Here is a 16796-nt window from a genome sequence, read left to right on the forward strand (position 1 = left end):
ACTTATGACAATAAGCAAAAAGAAGCGAATAATAAAATGATAGAAGTTGTATTGCTTGCCATTGCTCTTGCGATGGATGCGTTTGCTGTTGCGATTGGGCTAGGGGCGAAATCACAAAAACAGCATCGTCATTATGTGCTGCGTTTGGCGATTTATGCGGGTTTGTATTTTGGTATTGCGCAGGGCGTGATGCCACTGATTGGTTATTTATTGGGCGCCGCTTTATTAGGCTGGTTAGCTGCTGCTGCACCTTGGATTGGCGGATTTATCCTTATCGGTCTTGGTAGCAAAATGCTTTATGAAGTGTTTTTAGGAGATGAGAAAAAGGCTGTAGATAAGGCGCTGCATATAAATAGTGAGGCAGTTTCTATAAATAATAGTATAAAGAAAAATATTAATCATCGCACCATGTTTACCCTCGCGATTGCGACTAGTATTGACGCAATGGCAGCAGGCTTTACTTTAAACTTACTGGCGCTTAATGCATGGTTAGCTTGTTTAATCATCGCTATTATCACCGCTGTTTTTAGTATCTTTGGTATTTACTTGGGTAAAAAATCAGGTACGCATCTTGAGGATAAGGCGGAAGCGCTTGGTGGGCTGGTTCTTATAATGATTGGCCTAAAAGTAATGTTTTTCAGCTAATTTATTAACTTCTATCTTTTACTCTATAAAAAAACACCGCTTTGTTTATCAAAGCGGTGTTTTTTTTGTTTCACGTGAAACCATGATTATTTATAACGGTAACTATTATCTACTCTTCATCAGTATCAAAACGCCATGCCAATATACGCGTGCTTTTTTGACCTTGGCTCATCTCAATGATGCGCATCTGGGCAACACCAAGTTGTTTTAATAGCAATTGCAATGGTTTCACGTTTTCTGATTTTGACACTAAACTTGTGAACCAGCCAACATGCTCAGCGAAATCTTGACTCTCTTTTGCCATCTTGGTTAAGAAGGCAATCTCACCACCCTCAGACCACAACTCTTTATGCTGACCACCAAAGTTTAGGTTTTGTGCGGCATTGCCTGACTTGGTTGAGCTACGGCTGACTTGTTCGTTTTCATTCTTACCACGATGTCGTTGCAGATTATGCTGTTTACGGCTATTGGCTTCCATTGCTTCTTCTAATGAGGCATGGAATGGCGGGTTGCAAACCACCACATCAAAGTAATCTTGGCGACCAATGATATTAGCAAAAATGCGCTTAGGCTCAGGTTGTAGCTTTACTTTAACCGCGCTCTTGAGTTTGGGGTTGGTTTCACAAATCAGCGCAGCGGTATTAACTGAAATAGGGTCAATATCTGAAGCCGTAAAGCGCCAGCCATAACTTTGGCTACCAACAATGGGATAAATAGCACTGGCACCAGTACCGATATCAAGGGCATGGATTTCTTTACCAGTTGGCGGCGTATTGTCTTTATTAACATGCGTCGTTTGCGCGAGCAAATCGGCAATATAGTGAATGTAATCGGCACGTCCCGGAATCGGTGGGCAGAGATAACCTTCCGGGATATCCCAAAATTTCACGCCATAATAATGAGCCAGTAACGCCTGATTAAGGACGCGCACGGCTGCACTGTCCGAGAAATTAATCGTCGACTCGCCTTTAGGATTGGTAATAGTGTGCTTAGCAAGCTCAGGTAAGGCACGGGTCAATACTTCAAAGTCATAGCGACCTTGATGCGGATTGCGCGGATGTAGCTGCCCTAATTTTTTGGCAGTTTCAGGCGATCTGTTTCTGTGATTGTTGGCGGTCGAGCGATGGTTCATAGGCTTACTGGTCATAGTATCGGGCTTTGATGTTTGAATATAATGCACCATTTTAGCAGATTTAACGAGTCACTAGCGTCTTATCGACTACGTAAAATCAGATTTAATCCCAATATTATCATCGCTGTACCCAATACGCGGTCGATCCAATGTTCAAAACGCTGAAAGCGACGATGAATGGCAGGGATAGAGAGCAACATGACCACGGTACTAAACCATGCCATCTGCAAGACCATCATCCATACGCCATAAATAGCCAGTTGCCACAGCGGTATATCGGGTGATAGGACAAGGGTAAATATTGCGACGAAATATACGGGAGCTTTTGGGTTAAACACATTACAAAAAAAGCCACGACGCAGGATAGCAGTGGTCGACTCTGTATCGGTAGGCGGTCTTTTGGTCGAGATGGCTTTATCAGAAAGCTCGTCATCATTGGTAGACGTCGCTTGCTTGGTAAGTGCGTCTTGTGAAATATCGACGCTTGAATCTGTTGCACTTTCTGAAATTGCTGAGTCTAATGGCTTTTTAGGTTTGGCTTGAATACCTTGCCATCCTAGATAAATAAGATAACTGCCACCCAACCATTTAATAGCAGTCAATAATGGCTGCGAATGGGCAATGAGCGTTGCCAGTCCTAGTACAGAATAAATGATGTGTACGGCAAGACCTAAAGTAATACCAAGACTACAAATCAAACCTGTGCGTCGTCCTTTTGCTAAGGTTTGCTGCGACACCAATACAAAATCAGGACCCGGGGAGGCGGCAGCGAGTAGATGGACGCTGGTGATAAGCAAAAAACCGTGCCAAAATTCCATAAAATGCTCTGAGTCATGTCTTGAGTTGGATAATAGTTGCACATTACCGTAAATGAGGTCAACTGATATTGATGTTGCCGCTGATATGTTGCTTGCGTTGCACTGAACGTATGTCTATATTGAAAGGAAGGTTTATTGGCTGTAGTAACATCAATTTAGTGTAATTTGTACTCTATAAATGAATGCTTTAAAAAGGATAAGACCATGACTATGGAAAGCCACAATAGCAAAGATGCTGGAAATGACACTCGCATCACCTATGATATCCAAGATTACATCTGCCTGATCGGACTCAATCGCGCCGATAAACGCAATGCGTTTGATAGTCATATGATTAAGCAACTCTCTAAAGCACTCACTCAATATGAAAATGACACCAATATTCGCTGTGCGCTGATATTTGCCCATGGTGAGCACTTTACCGCAGGGCTTGATTTGATGGAGCTACAAGATAAATGGGACAAAGGCGCGTTTGAGTTTGCTGTCAACGAAATCGATCCGTGGGGAATCGGTGGAAAATTACGCAGTAAGCCAGTCGTCGTCGCAGTACAAGGCACGTGCTTCACCGCTGGAATTGAGCTGATGCTCAATAGTGATGTGGTTATCGCAAGTGACAACTGCAACTTTGCACAAATGGAAGTTCAGCGCGGTATCATGCCGTTTGGTGGCGCGACAGTACGCTTTATCGCTGCCGCTGGTTGGCAAAAAGCCATGCCGTATCTATTGACTGGTAAAAACTTTGATGCGCAAACAGCTGACAAGCTAAATCTGGTCAGTGAAGTCGTAACAAATGGCGAAGAGTACGAGCGTGCGCTAACCATCGCCCAAGAGATTTGCAAAGCTGCACCGCTTGGCGTACAAGGATTGCTATCCTCAGCGCATGATTCCAGTCGTAATGGCGCAAAAGCGGCACTCGCCAATATTCATGGCTATCTGCCGCATTTGTTTCATTCAGAAGATGCCAAAGAGGGCGCGATGGCGATGGTTGAGAGACGTGAGGCTGAGTTTAAGGGGAGGTAGTAAGGTAAAATATAGCCAGCTTTTGGTAATGAAAATAAAATTGGATAAGTTGATTATTATGGGTATGGAAACTACAGGAAGCGTCAAAGAAATTAAAGATCTCGTTATAGATACTAGTCAATTTATTACTAATTTTTTTGACAAAGATTATCAAAAGTTTGCTACTAAATATAATTTTGCTTTAAATGACTATCTAAAAGCTAAGCTAGTAAATCTTTCTAAAGTCAAAATGGCGTTCTTTTCTTCACAAGTTGTTGATCTGGATGAAATTTATGTTGCACAATATATCTCATTGGGCAGTAAGCTTTACTCGCAGGAAAGTTTCTTTGAGTTGCTTCTACAACATAAGAAAGTGGTCGTGAGTGCCACAGCAGGTTCAGGAAAGTCCTGTCTTTTAAAAAGTATGTTTATAAGTATAATAAAAAACAAGAATAATCTACTACCTCTATTCCTAGAACTTAGAAAAGTAAATGAGACTAATGATTCTATTTTCGAAACGCTCAGGACAGATATAGCGATATATAACGAAAAATTTAATAAAGATAATTTGAACTACTTACTTGATAGAGAAGGGACAATAGTATTTCTAGATGGTTTTGACGAAGTGAACCATGATCTAAAAGATAGGTTCACGAAAGAGATTAATAACTTAGCAGATAAGTATCCAAACCTTATCATCCTAGTTTCATCAAGACCAGAATATAATCTATTCTCTGATTGGTCGCTATATAACGTCGCTCATATTCAGCCTCTGATCTTACCTCAAGCAATAGATGTAATAAAGAAGTTAGATTACGATAGTGAGGTAAGAGCGAGATTTATATTAGCTTTAGAGACTACACTTTTTAGTAAGCATAAAAGTTTTTCTAGTAATCCTTTGTTGCTCACAATTATGTTAGTGACATATGAGCAGTTTGGCGATATACCTGACAGAGTCTATATATTTTATGATCTTGCTTATCATGCACTATTTAATAAGCATGACGTATCGAAACAGGGCTTTCTAAGAAAGAGTTCAACCAATCTAGATATGTATGAGTTAAGAGATATATTCGCTCTATTTAGTTTATTTACATACAGTAAACAGATGTTTGAGATGACAGAAGATGAAACCCATACATTTTTGAAAAAGTGCTTAATACATTCAAAATCTGAGGTTATGGAGAAGGACCTAAAGTTAGAGCTATTAAATAATGTGCCTTTATTAATGAGAGACGGCTTAAATTATTGCTTTACTCATCGTTCATTTCAAGAATATTTCACTGCATATTACATAGTAAATCATGCAGTTAAAGAACAGGTTTTTGAACGTGTATGTGAACGATATTATTCAGATAATGTTGTCGATATGGCGTTCTCTATGAATAAAAGCATAATCGAAGACAAGTGGATACTTCCAAAGATTAATAAAATTTTAGAATTAAAGCCGGTGGATATTACAACTATAGATCGTAAAATAACGTTAATATCAGTGTTCTTTAATCGAATTGAAGAGATCGAAGACAGAGGAAAAAAGGAAATAGGGTTCACACACAATGAAAACTCTAATTTTCTGTACTATTTAATCAAAAAATATGATTGCCATAGTCAAATTATTCATTTGAATAATAAATATCACTCTCATGATTTTACTTATGAAGAAACAGATTTTTTTGAATTAGTCTTAAATGATAAGCAAGCTATAATGCTTGAAGAGTTGAACGATTTTGAGAAAAATTTAGTTTGTCGTATGGGTAGTTCGCGTTATGGAGAGTGGAGTTTTGAGTTAATTGAATATATTAAGAGCTTAATTCTGACTAATAGAAACGATTCTCTAGATGATATTGAAAATTTTATTTTTGATTAGATATAACCTTAGTTGTTCTGTAGAGATTGCTACGAATACAAGTTTTAGCCCTGACATGAGAGCCGTAAAAAAATTGCACTGCAATTTTAGGCTTGCAAGTGAAATTCTCTTAAATAAGAGTTTCTTAGGATTATCCTGCTTAAATAGCCTCGCCACGCCTAGATAAGCAGATAATAGCGGATGGCAGGATTGGCTACTCACACACTCAACTCTAATCAAACCGCTAAACCTCCTTTCTAGTATTTCACAGCACTAATCTTCTAGCGTTAATCTCAGAGCGCATCTACGCAAACGCTATAAAGCGATTGGCGATGACGCCATTCATGTTGTACCCTAAAACATTATTTTTTTTCTAATGAAAGGAAATGCCAGTGTTGTACAACTTTGATGAAATAATAGACAGACGTCACACGGGATCGTTTAAATGGCATTATAGCGATGACACGATTCCGCTATGGGTCGCGGATATGGATTTTAAAACCGCGCAGCCTATTTTAGCGGTGATTGAGCAAGTAGCGCAGCATGGCATATTGGGTTACACCGTGCCGACCGAGCCGTTGTATCAAGCGATTATCGACTGGCATGGTAGTCGTTATGACTTGTGGCTCGATCAGCAGAATATTCTTTTTTCTCCGGGCGTCGTGCCAAGTTTGGTATTGATGATGAAAGTATTTACCGAGGCAGGGGATGCGGTACTCATCAATGATCCTATTTATACGCCTTTTATGACCAAGGTTTTGGACAATGATCGTAAGTTTGTCACCTCTGCATTAAAGGAAGCCGAAGGGAAGTATATCCTGGATTTAGCTGATATCGAAGCCAAAATTATCGAGCATAAAGTTAAGCTTTATTTGTTCTGTAATCCGCATAATCCGGGCGGACGTGTATGGACAACTGATGAGCTTGAAGCGTTGTTTTTAATCTGTAAAAAGCACGATGTGGCAATTGTGAGTGATGAGATTCATCAAGATTTAACCTTGAGTGGATATACATTTACGCCTTTTTTAACCCTAGCAACAGGCTATGAGCACAAAGTAGTCAGCCTAACCTCGATGACCAAAACCTTTAATATTGCTGGTATCAAAGGTTCGATGATATTTGCTAAAGACAGCGCATTACTGAGTAAAATTAACCAGCAGCAACGTTTAAGTGATGAGCATGAGCTAAATTTATTTGCTTATACGGCGATGCGTAGTGCTTATGAGCAAGGTGACGAGTGGTTAGAGCAGGTGCTGACTTATATCGAAGCCAATATTGAAGTAACCCTGCAGTTTTTAGAAGAGCATCTGCCTAAAATTAAGGTGATGCGCCCAGAAGCTTCGTATTTGATTTGGCTTGATTGCTCGGCATATGCACAAGACGATCAAACGCTTTATGACAAGTTGAGAGCCGCTAAGGTTGAGCTGAGTGCAGGGATTAAGTACGGTAATGAAGGGCGTCTTAAAATGCGCCTTAATGTGGCGTGCCCTAAAGCGCTGCTGTTAGAGGGCTTAAGTCGTATGCATAAAGCCTTAAATAGCGAAGTCTTAAACAGTAATGTCATTTAGCAGGATAACCGGTAATATCTTGAATACTTTGATATAAAGGTTTGAGGCGCTCATACATTTTTAGATACACCTCATTATAAAGGCGTTTGTAGAGCTGGACATTGGCGTCAATGGGTAAGAACTCATCGCCCAAATGGGTCATTGCCTCACTTGCAGTCGCGTGATCAGGATAAACGCCAAGTCCCACCGCACAGTTAATGGCAGCGCCTAAGCCTGAAGCTTCGTAAGTGTGCGGGCGATAAGCAGGCATACTGAAGATATCGGCGGTAAGCTGCATGGCTGAGTCGCTTTGGGAGCCACCACCTGAGACACGCAGGTGTTTAATGGGTTTGCCTGTGCGCTTCTCAATGGTATCAAAACCAAGTTTTAGCTCATAGGCAAGCCCTTCTAAGATAGCGCGATAAACGTGTGCCCGTGTGTGCACATCGCCAAAACCAATGAGTGCGCCTTTGCCTTCAAGCCCCGGATGACGGACACCGGGTGACCAATATGGCTGCATCATTAGTCCCATACAACCTGCTGGAATGTCTTTCACCGCTTGATCGAGGAGTTTTTCGGTATCAATGCCCTGCGTTTTTGCTAGATGCTCTTCATATTGAGCAAATTGTTCTTTAAACCAGCTGACCATCCAAAAGCCGCGATAGATCATGTACTCATGATTGTAGTAATCTGGTGCGGCGGCAGTGTAGGCGGGCATATGCTTAAGGATTTCGACATAATTGCTCGATGTGGTATTGATAGTCGCGGTAGTACCAAAGCTTAAACAGGCGGTGTCTGCTGCGAGGCCTGCTGAACCCAAAGCTTCGCAAGCTTTATCACTAGCAGCGGCAATCATTGGCGTGCCTTCAAGAATACCAGTAGCTTTGGCAGCTTGGGCGCTGATATGACCGAGTGGCTGACCTGGCGGAACAATCTTAGGCATTTGTTCAGGTCGGCAGCTGAATAGACGCCACTTGATATTGTTGGGTTTCATCCACGCTTGTGCTTTATAGTCATAGGGCAGATAGCCAACCGAATGCCCTGTCGAATCGGCGAGTTCACCTGTGAGCTGATAGGTGAGATAGGCAGAGAGATTGACATAATGCGCCGTCTTTGCCCAAACCTCAGGCTCGTTTTGCGCGAGCCAATTACAGCGGGCTTTTTGCTGCGCTTCTTGTACCAACTCACCTAGGCCGATGATTTTGGTGAGCGGATTTAAGAAGCCGATATCATTGGTTTCAGCGCGGCGCAAATCCATCCAGACGATAGCAGGACGTAGCGGCTGTTTGTCCTTGTCCAGACATATCATGGTATAGCGCTGGGTGGCGAGACTGACGCCAGCAATTTGCGCTGGCGTTATATCGCAATTTTGCCACAACTGCTGGCAAGCCTCAGAAAGCTTTTGCCAATAGTAATCGGCATGTTGCTCAGCAAAATTAGGCTGCGTCGAAAAATACGGCTCGATAGGGACGCGAGCTTTGGCGATCTCAGCGCCAAACTGATCAAAGATAAGCGCTCTGACGCTTTGGGTGCCATTGTCGATGGCTAAAAAATAAATAGGGTCATCAAAGGTGGTCATAGTCATCCTTAACTATGTTGTGATAAGCATTAATAAAAATAAGCTTTAAGCCGCTGGCAAATGATAATAGCTTTGCCATAATTGTGTATAACGGTCAACTTCTCGTTGCCATTTTTGCTCATTCCAGCCCAGCTCTTGCTGGCATATTTGTTTAAGCCTATCGCTAATCAACGGCGTCATTGCGCCATGCGGCAGTATCAAGCCCAAGCGCGTACGCCGCAGTAATAAGTCATCTAAGTGAATCACCTGCTCGTAGTGCGCAGCAAAGCGAATCTCCGCCCAAATGGTATTGCTATCGGTGACGTAAGCTAAGTCTTCTTCATGGGCGAGTTCAAGTAACCTATCGAGCTGTAGACCGTAAAACCCTTGTAAGCGCTGTTGTAAAGTTTTTGATAAAGTCGCAAACTTAGGATTGGTTGGGATTTGGTTGCTAAAGACTTGGTCGCTGTCTAGGTTGTTGTTTTGAATAACTGACTCATCAAGGGCAAGCACTTCTTGACACTTTTTGAGGACATCAAGGGCAATGAGGCGAAAGGTGGTTAACTTGCCACCGCTGACGGTAACCAGATTATTATCCAACCAGACGCTATGATCACGCTTTTCTTTACTCGGGCTGACGCGCTTACCATCACCGCCATCAGAAATCAGTGGACGCACGCCTGCCCATGAGCTGATGACATCCTTGCGACTAATGTCTACATCATTAAAGAGATTATTGGTCGCTGCCAATAGATAATCCACCTCTTCATTAGTGATACCGACTTCGTTATCATCTAATGGCGGATGATCCAAATCGGTTGTTCCGAGGACAGTACGGTTTTCCCACGGAAAGACAAAGACGGCTCTTTTATCGACAGGATGTAAAAAGGTATAAGCTTGATTGAGCGGTAGGCGCTCTTGACTGACTACCAAATGACTGCCGCGTGACGGACGAATTTGCTTATGAAAGCTTTGTTCTGTTTGTTTGCTTGCTTGCATCCGTAAGGTATCCGCCCAAGCACCCGTAGCACTTACTACCACCTTTGCATAGACATCGTAATTATGACCGTTGTCTTCAGAAGAAGTGTCTTTTAGAGTAGCACCCGTCACCAAGCCTTGCTCATTGGTGATTAAAGACTGAGCTTTAAGGTAGTTAATCGCATGCGCGCCATCATGAATGGCTTCGTCTAATACCCGCATCACCAAACGTGAGTCATCGGTCACTGCATCACTAAACTGACTGGCACCCAAAAACTTATCTTGTTTAATATGAGGGTTAAGGCTAAGAAAGGCATCTTTCTTAAAGTACTTAGAGTAGCGCTTACCCGCCAACCCATCGTAGACGCGTAGCAATGTATTGAATATCCATGGCGGTGGAAACTTGCCTTTATAATGCGGCATGACGTAATGCATCTCGTTGACGAGACCACTTGCTTCGCTAAGCATCCGCTCGCGCTCACGGACGCTCAGTAAAGTGGTTTTATAGTCACCTGAGGCAATATAGCGCAGCCCGCCATGTACCATTTTACTTGAGCGGCTTGATGTGCCCCAAGCAAAGTCTTTTTGCTCAATTAATAACACTGCTAAGCCGCGCCTTGCCGCTTCGCGAGCAATACCAGCGCCAGTAATCCCGCCACCGATGATGAGCATATCCCATGGCTCAGCGCGAGATAGTGGCGCTAATGCTTGCGTGCGTTGCTGGCATTGCTGATGTTGATTGGCTTGGTTCATAAAATATCCGTCTCAAATTACACTCAAATTAATCAATGACTCAACAACATTAAGCCATATTGCAGGGCTACGGCAGCCTCTTAATTTTTGATTAAAACGCCTGGATTCATACGCTGCTCAGGGTCCAAGCTTTTGAGCATATCATGGGTCACTTGGATGCCTAGCTCACCCTTTTCGGCAGCAAGGTAAGGTGCATGGTCACGACCGACGCCATGCTGATGCGATATCGTCGCTGTGCCATTAGCCAGACTTAAACTGGCAGCATGTTTGATTTTTTGCCAGCGCTTTAAGGTCGTGGTGTGGTCTTTGGCTGCTCTAAAGAAGTAAGTGGTATAAAGACTGGCACCTTGTTTATAGACGTGTGAGATATGAGTAAAGGCCATGACGTTTTCGCCTTCGTCTGCCAAAGCGTTTTGCACCGCTTCTTGCATCTGCTGCATTTGCTCATCGATACGATTCCAGTTGGTTGCAGTCTCAAAGGTATCGACCATGATGCCTTTTTCCCACAAAGTGCCACGAAGATAAGGAAATTTAAAGCGTCCATGTGCCCATATATTACCCATGATATCGGTTAGCTTACCTGTGACACTATTTTGCTGCTTTAATAGCTTATTAAACTGCGTCAGCGCCAGTTTATTCTGTGCTTTATCACCTGATACACCATAAGTGAGCATGACTTTATCTGAGCTGAGTCCGCGCGCTTTTAGATAAGTGCTGATGGCCATAAACTGGCTGGGCGTCGTACCCAAATGTAGATGCGCGTCAGTCTCGACAGCATTACTCAAGCGCAGCATAGATAAGCGAATATTTTTTTGCACGGCTTGTCTAAGCACTTCTTTACCCGCTTCCCAGTTGGGTAAAAAGGCTACTTTAAACAGCTCTTCTTCTGGTTGCGACTGCACACGCATTTTCACTTCGGTAAAAATACCAGCGCGACCTTCAGTGCCCATCATCATCTCGCGCAGATCAGGCCCTGCCGCTGACGCTGGAATATCAGCAATATTGAGTACTCCTTGCGGCGTCACCAACGTACCACCGGCAAACATCTGCTCGATACGCCCGTAGCCTAAAGACTGCTGACCACTAGAGCGCGCTGCAATCCAGCCACCCAGTGTCGATAGCTCCCAAGACTGAGGGTAATGTCCCAAACGATAGCCGTGTGCGTCCAGCTGGGCTTCGACCGCTGGCCCTTGTGTGCCTGCGCCAAAGGTGGCAATTTGGCTCTCAACATCTAAATCAATAAGCTGAGCCATCTTGCTCATGGCGATGGTCAATACGGGGCGTGAACCCTTTTGTGGATTGATATGACCCGCTACTGAAGTGCCACCGCCAAAAGGAATGACGATAAGGTCGTGCTCGCTCGCTAGCTTTAATAAGGTTTCGACATCAGCGGTCGATTCAGGAAAAGCGACGCCATCAGGAAAGACTTCAAAGTCGCCACCATGCATGGCTATCCAGTCCGGAAAGCTTTGGCCACGGGCGTGTCTGAGTCTGACCTCGTTATCGATGGATACTGTATCTAGCTTAGTCAGGGCAGCAGGCAAGCGCGATTTTGGTACGGTTTTGAGTACCTGCGCCAAACTGACAGAGTTTAGTTTTTTGGTTTTACCGATATGTGATTTGATCAGTTTTGCGCCATGTGGCGAAACTTTTTTATTGATATTGATATTGCCCCAACCATTCCAGCGCGTTTGCTCAATAGGAGTGTTGGCGGATGTATTAGCAGGTGTATTGGTGGGGTCGTTATCTTTTGAAGCCGTGTCTAAAGAAATATTATCAGTATTAGTAGAGATAGCTTTTTTACGAAAAAGAGATTTGATGTTGCTCATAGGGACATACCTGTCAATTTTATATATATAGTCAAACTCTATATAAATTGAACACAGGTTCAGGCGCGCAGTCTACTATCCTGTAGTAATATTACTCGTCTTCCATGTGTCCAAATTATCTTGAACCGACTATCACTGTTATTTAAGTTTGGATTTAGATCTGGTCTAAATAATTAGGACCAATTTAATTAACCACTGCTTAACCGCTGATCGTTAGCTTGGGTAAACCATGCACACTCTACAGCGTTAAAGCCAAGTGCTGATAATCCGAGCATAGCACAATATAAACAAAAATTTCATACAGACTCGTCATTTGTATAATAAAAATTCATGACTTTTTGTTTGGGTGTTAATTATCAATGCTCTTTCAGGAATATTATTCTTATCACTGTATAGTCATGCGTTAAAAAAAGTCTTGTGAAGCTGCTTAAGTTATACGCTTACCTTCCTAGTGTTCAAATAATCCTGAATATCCGCTAATAACTATCAATAATCACCCATAAATCCTAATAACTCGCAAAAATCATGGATAATTAACCATCTAATAGCCATTAATGCGCGCAAACTTGTTAAAATAGGGCACTAATTTTTTCTTGATGGACATCGATTTATGACCACTGCCGCTGCCACTCCTGCAATACCTACTATGCCTATAATAAAAGCAGACCGTATCTTAATCCTTGATTTTGGTTCACAATACAGCCAGCTTATCGCCCGCCGTGTACGTGATTCAGGCGTATTCTGTGAGATGTTCCCGTTTGACATCGATACTCAGCGTATCACCGATTTTGGTGCAAAAGGCATCATCTTATCTGGTGGTCCTGAGAGCGTCCATGCTGAAAACAGCCCGCGCATTAATGATGCCGTATTTGATTTAGATGTACCCGTACTTGGTATCTGCTACGGTATGCAAGCGATGGCAGAACGTTTCGGTGGTAAAGTTCACGCCAGTGATATCCATGAATTTGGCGCCGCAACCATCAATATCGATGGCAAATCTACATTGACTGATGGTATCGAAGACGCCGCAGCGAAGCTAAATGTTTGGATGAGTCATGGCGATAAAGTGGTCGACGCCCCACAAGGTTTCGATATCGTCGCCAGCACCCCAAGCTGCCCGATTGCCATCATGGCAGATGATTCGCGTCACTATTATGGTCTTCAGTTCCATCCAGAAGTCACACATACCGCGCAAGGTTCTGCACTGCTAGGACGTTTCGTTCATGAAATCTGTGGCTGCGCGGGTAGCTGGACGCCTGATAACATCATCGATATGCGTATCGAACAGCTTAAAAAGCAGATCGGTGACAAGCAAGTATTACTTGGTTTATCAGGCGGTGTTGACAGCTCAGTCGTCGCGGCATTGTTGCATAAAGCCATCGGCGACCAATTAACCTGCGTGTTTGTTGATACTGGTCTCTTGCGTCTGCACGAAGGCGACCAAGTAATGCAAATTTTCGCTGAAAACATGGGTGTAAAAGTCATCCGTGTTGATGCTGAAGAGTTATTCTTAACGGCATTGGCTGGCGAGTCTGACCCTGAAGCCAAGCGTAAAATCATCGGTAAAACCTTTATCGATGTATTCGCTAATAGTGCGCGTGAAGTCAGTGAGCAAAGCGATGGTAAAGTCATCGAATTCTTAGCACAAGGTACGATTTATCCAGACGTGATTGAATCTGCTAAGTCGCACCAAGGTAAAGCCCACGTCATCAAGAGCCACCATAACGTTGGCGGTTTGCCAGATGATTTGGCGTTTGAGTTGGTTGAGCCGTTACGTGATTTGTTTAAAGATGAAGTGCGTAAATTGGGTATTACCCTTGGTCTACCTGCTAAGATGATCAACCGTCATCCGTTCCCAGGACCGGGTTTGGGCGTGCGAATCCTTGGCGAAGTCACCAAAGAATTTGCTGATATCTTGCGCTCTGCTGACGCTATCTTTATGGAAGAGTTAGAGCGTTCAGGCTGGTATGAGAAGACCGCGCAAGCATTTGCGGTATTCCAACCGATTAAATCGGTCGGTGTGGTTGGTGATGGTCGCCGCTATGCGTGGGTGATTGCGCTACGTGCCGTTGAGACTGTGGACTTTATGACTGCGCGCTTTGCGCATCTGCCGTATGATTTGATTGAAACGGTATCGAATCGCATTATGAATGAAATCGCTGAAGTATCACGTGTGACTTATGATGTATCTAGCAAGCCACCGGCTACGATTGAGTGGGAGTAATTACTCATTTAGTCTTTAGCTGAAATAAAAAAGCACTCAACTTGGTTGGGTGCTTTTTTATGACGTCTAAATGACCTAGAAACTATTATTCAAATAAAATCTATTATGATTTTATCGGATAGACATTAAGGATATTAGAATGCAAAAATTATTATTAAATATTTTAGAGAATTATAAACTTGCTAAGTTAAGTAATCTTACAGATCATGAGCTTGCAGTATATGTGAGACAGCAATCTGCAGATGTTTTAGCGAATGCTATATCTATAGATAGTGAGAAATATAAAGTAAAAGGATCAGTAGGGCAAGGACAGTGGGCAGATGTGCCATGGATTGCAGTTTTTGATAAATCAATTACTCAGTCGGCTACAGAAGGTTATTATATAGTTTATTTATTTCGTGCAGATATGAGCGGAGTCTATCTATCCCTAAATCAGGGTTGGACTTATTTCAAAAATAGATATAAAACTAAGTTAGGGAGAGAAAAGATAACCCAAGTATCAAATGTATGGAAAAATGAACTTTCATCAACTTTGAATGATTTCTCATATGAGAAAATAAATTTAAAAAATGAAGGTAAGATGAATAGTCTTGTGGAAGGCTACGAACTTGGTCATATATGTGGTAAGTTTTATTCCGTTGAAGATATGCCAAGTAGTGAAGAGTTAGGGTGGGATCTACAGAACTTAATAGGAGTTTATAGAGAGGTTAAAGGAAAGTTGAAGCAAGGTTCTGTTGAGAAAACTAATGATTATTTAATAGTAAATTCTAATATGGGTTTATTGGATGTAGAAAAAACAGAAGACGATTCATACGGAATTGAGAGTTCTATTGAAAACTATAATGAATCTAAGCTTAAGTTGAATTCAGTTCCTATATCTTTTGCAGCAGAAGAGCAAAAATCAAGAAGCTTTACCCCTAAAAAGATTGATTTTATAAAACAGGCTAAAAGTCAGAAAAAACTAGGTTATGCGGGCGAGTTAATTGTCCTAAAATATGAGAAGGACTTTTTAGAAAGAGCGGGTAAATCTAACTTAATAAAAAAAGTTAAGCATGTTTCAGATGAAGAAGGTGACGGAGCTGGATACGACATATTATCGTTTGATTTAGATGGTAATGAAAAGTATATTGAAGTTAAAACAACTAAACTCAATAGTGATACTCCATTTTATCTTACAGATAACGAGCTCGAATTTTCAAAAAAGGAAGCTAGTAATTATTATCTATACAGAGTGTATGATTTTGACATACAAGCAAATCAAGCTAAATTCTATATTCTTCACGGTGACTTAACTAATATGTTAAGCCTTAAGCCGCAAAACTATATAGTAGAAGGACTGTTATGTTCTAAATAATCCAATTAGAAAAGAGTAAAGGCAGCATCCCAAAAGGAACACTGCCTTTACTTATAAAACCTATCCTCTAAGCAAAAAACCTAACCCCGCACATTCACCACATAACGCCCAACCGTTTTACTCGCCATAAAGCGATCTAAATACTCAGGCGTTTGCTCAAGGGTAATCTCTTCTCCATAGCTTTCAAGATTGGGCAACTTCATATCTGTAGCCACGCGCTGCCAAATAGCCTTTTTATCCGCTAGTGGAATATAGACCGAATCGATACCGAGTAGGGACACCGCGCGAGTGATAAAAGGCATGACCGTCATCGAAAACTCAGCGCCACCCGCCAATCCACAAGAGGTAACTGCGCCACCCGCTTTGGTTTGTTTGAGCAAGTTTGCTAAATAATTACCACCGATGGTATCAATGGCATTTGCCCACAGCTCGCGCCCAACAGGTTTATCTCCAACCTCATTGATGGTATCGCGATGACGGACTTCACTTGCACCTAACTCTTTTAGATAATCGCTTTGCTCAGGCTTACCGGAGAAGGCGATGACGTCATAGCCAAGCTGACTCAAAATCGCGATACTGATACTACCGACACCGCCCGTTGCACCAGTGACGGCTACTGGTCCGTCACTTGGTTTTGCGCCCATTTTTTCTAATTTTTGAATACTTAAGGCTGCCGTTAAGCCGCCAGTACCATAAATCATCGCTTCTTTTAGCGTCAATGAAGACGGACATTCGACCGCCCAATCCGCTGGGATAGAGATCATTTGACTGAGACCGCCATCGGTATCCATGCCCAAGTCATAACCGAATACCACGACCTCTTGCCCTGCTTTAAAAGTGCCAGACTTATCGCTGACCACGACGCCAGCTGCATCGATACCAGGCGTATGTGGGTATTGCTTGGTGATTCTTTTATTGCCCGATGCTGACATCGCATCTTTGAAATTTAACGATGAATAATGTACTTCGATTAACAAGTCATTCTCAGGCAAGTCAATGATATTGCGCTGTTGAATGCTTTTTTTAAATTCACCGTCGCTAGTTTCTTCGACTACCAAGGCTTTAAACGTTGTGTCGTCAGACATAAGGCTGCTCCTAATTGGATTTCTTTAT

General features: G+C 42.5%; 12 protein-coding genes. 6 read left to right on the forward strand and 6 right to left on the reverse strand.

Annotated elements, in window-relative coordinates; genetic code table 11:
- Nucleotides 1–36: 36 nt before the first annotated feature.
- Entirely contained in the window at nt 37–645 is a 609-nt protein-coding gene (locus FHS24_RS04705) for a manganese efflux pump MntP (RefSeq protein ID WP_183619285.1), read from the forward strand.
- Between the two features lie 109 nt (nt 646–754).
- Here FHS24_RS04705 and rlmF read toward each other — a convergent pair whose 3' ends face one another.
- Together rlmF and FHS24_RS04715 are read right to left on the reverse strand one after the other, a co-directional pair.
- Complete coding sequence (rlmF, locus tag FHS24_RS04710; RefSeq protein WP_183619287.1) at nt 755–1792, reverse strand: 23S rRNA (adenine(1618)-N(6))-methyltransferase RlmF; 1038 nt, start codon at nt 1790–1792, stop codon at nt 755–757.
- 65 nt (nt 1793–1857) lie between these two features.
- Nucleotides 1858–2595, reverse strand: coding sequence for a LysE family translocator (locus tag FHS24_RS04715; RefSeq protein ID WP_183619289.1), 738 nt, complete (start codon nt 2593–2595; stop codon nt 1858–1860).
- Nucleotides 2596–2799: 204 nt separating this feature from the next.
- Between FHS24_RS04715 and FHS24_RS04720 the strand changes: the two genes are divergently transcribed.
- The 3 genes from FHS24_RS04720 (at nt 2800) to FHS24_RS04730 (ending at nt 7008) form a co-directional block, all read left to right on the forward strand.
- Entirely contained in the window at nt 2800–3615 is an 816-nt protein-coding gene (locus FHS24_RS04720; protein WP_183619291.1) for a crotonase/enoyl-CoA hydratase family protein, read from the forward strand.
- 58 nt (nt 3616–3673) lie between these two features.
- Nucleotides 3674–5461, forward strand: a complete 1788-nt coding sequence (locus FHS24_RS04725) for an NACHT domain-containing protein (protein ID WP_183619293.1) — start codon at nt 3674–3676, stop codon at nt 5459–5461.
- Between the two features lie 365 nt (nt 5462–5826).
- On the forward strand, nt 5827–7008 hold the full coding sequence (locus FHS24_RS04730) for a MalY/PatB family protein (protein ID WP_183619295.1): 1182 nt from the start codon (nt 5827–5829) through the stop codon (nt 7006–7008).
- Here the strand turns inward: FHS24_RS04730 and FHS24_RS04735 are convergent.
- From FHS24_RS04735 to FHS24_RS04745, 3 genes are all read right to left on the reverse strand, one after another.
- Nucleotides 7001–8566 carry an FGGY-family carbohydrate kinase gene (locus FHS24_RS04735; RefSeq protein WP_183619297.1) on the reverse strand — a complete coding sequence of 522 codons (1566 nt, stop codon included), beginning with the start codon at nt 8564–8566 and terminating at the stop codon, nt 7001–7003. The genes FHS24_RS04730 and FHS24_RS04735 overlap by 8 nt on opposite strands.
- 45 nt (nt 8567–8611) lie before the next feature.
- Complete coding sequence (locus FHS24_RS04740) at nt 8612–10276, reverse strand: glycerol-3-phosphate dehydrogenase/oxidase (protein ID WP_183619299.1); 1665 nt, start codon at nt 10274–10276, stop codon at nt 8612–8614.
- 80 nt (nt 10277–10356) lie between these two features.
- On the reverse strand, nt 10357–12105 hold the full coding sequence (locus FHS24_RS04745; RefSeq protein ID WP_183619301.1) for an FAD-binding oxidoreductase: 1749 nt from the start codon (nt 12103–12105) through the stop codon (nt 10357–10359).
- A 646-nt stretch (nt 12106–12751) separates the two neighbouring features.
- Here FHS24_RS04745 and guaA point away from each other — a divergent pair.
- Nucleotides 12752–14329, forward strand: coding sequence for a glutamine-hydrolyzing GMP synthase (gene guaA / locus FHS24_RS04750; RefSeq protein WP_227671695.1), 1578 nt, complete (start codon nt 12752–12754; stop codon nt 14327–14329).
- A gap of 139 nt (nt 14330–14468) precedes the next feature.
- Nucleotides 14469–15683: an MrcB family domain-containing protein gene (locus FHS24_RS04755; protein ID WP_183619305.1), complete on the forward strand. Its 1215-nt coding sequence runs from the start codon at nt 14469–14471 to the stop codon at nt 15681–15683.
- 80 nt (nt 15684–15763) lie between these two features.
- Here the strand turns inward: FHS24_RS04755 and FHS24_RS04760 are convergent, their stop codons facing one another.
- Nucleotides 15764–16768 (reverse strand): oxidoreductase, encoded by a 1005-nt coding sequence (locus FHS24_RS04760; RefSeq protein WP_183619307.1) that lies wholly within the window; start codon nt 16766–16768, stop codon nt 15764–15766.
- Nucleotides 16769–16796 lie beyond the last annotated feature (28 nt).

It is taken from the genome of Psychrobacter luti (genome assembly GCF_014192115.1).
Classification (GTDB): Bacteria; Pseudomonadota; Gammaproteobacteria; order Pseudomonadales; family Moraxellaceae; genus Psychrobacter; species Psychrobacter luti.

Coding starts and splice junctions, on each gene's coding strand:
- FHS24_RS04705 (WP_183619285.1), top strand. CDS start 37: ATGATAGAAGTTGTATTGCTTGCCATTGCTCTTGCGATGGATGCGTTT.
- rlmF (WP_183619287.1), bottom strand. CDS start 1,792: ATGACCAGTAAGCCTATGAACCATCGCTCGACCGCCAACAATCACAGA.
- FHS24_RS04715 (WP_183619289.1), bottom strand. CDS start 2,595: ATGGAATTTTGGCACGGTTTTTTGCTTATCACCAGCGTCCATCTACTC.
- FHS24_RS04720 (WP_183619291.1), top strand. CDS start 2,800: ATGACTATGGAAAGCCACAATAGCAAAGATGCTGGAAATGACACTCGC.
- FHS24_RS04725 (WP_183619293.1), top strand. CDS start 3,674: ATGGGTATGGAAACTACAGGAAGCGTCAAAGAAATTAAAGATCTCGTT.
- FHS24_RS04730 (WP_183619295.1), top strand. CDS start 5,827: ATGCCAGTGTTGTACAACTTTGATGAAATAATAGACAGACGTCACACG.
- FHS24_RS04735 (WP_183619297.1), bottom strand. CDS start 8,566: ATGACCACCTTTGATGACCCTATTTATTTTTTAGCCATCGACAATGGC.
- FHS24_RS04740 (WP_183619299.1), bottom strand. CDS start 10,276: ATGAACCAAGCCAATCAACATCAGCAATGCCAGCAACGCACGCAAGCA.
- FHS24_RS04745 (WP_183619301.1), bottom strand. CDS start 12,105: ATGAGCAACATCAAATCTCTTTTTCGTAAAAAAGCTATCTCTACTAAT.
- guaA (WP_227671695.1), top strand. CDS start 12,752: ATGCCTATAATAAAAGCAGACCGTATCTTAATCCTTGATTTTGGTTCA.
- FHS24_RS04755 (WP_183619305.1), top strand. CDS start 14,469: ATGCAAAAATTATTATTAAATATTTTAGAGAATTATAAACTTGCTAAG.
- FHS24_RS04760 (WP_183619307.1), bottom strand. CDS start 16,768: ATGTCTGACGACACAACGTTTAAAGCCTTGGTAGTCGAAGAAACTAGC.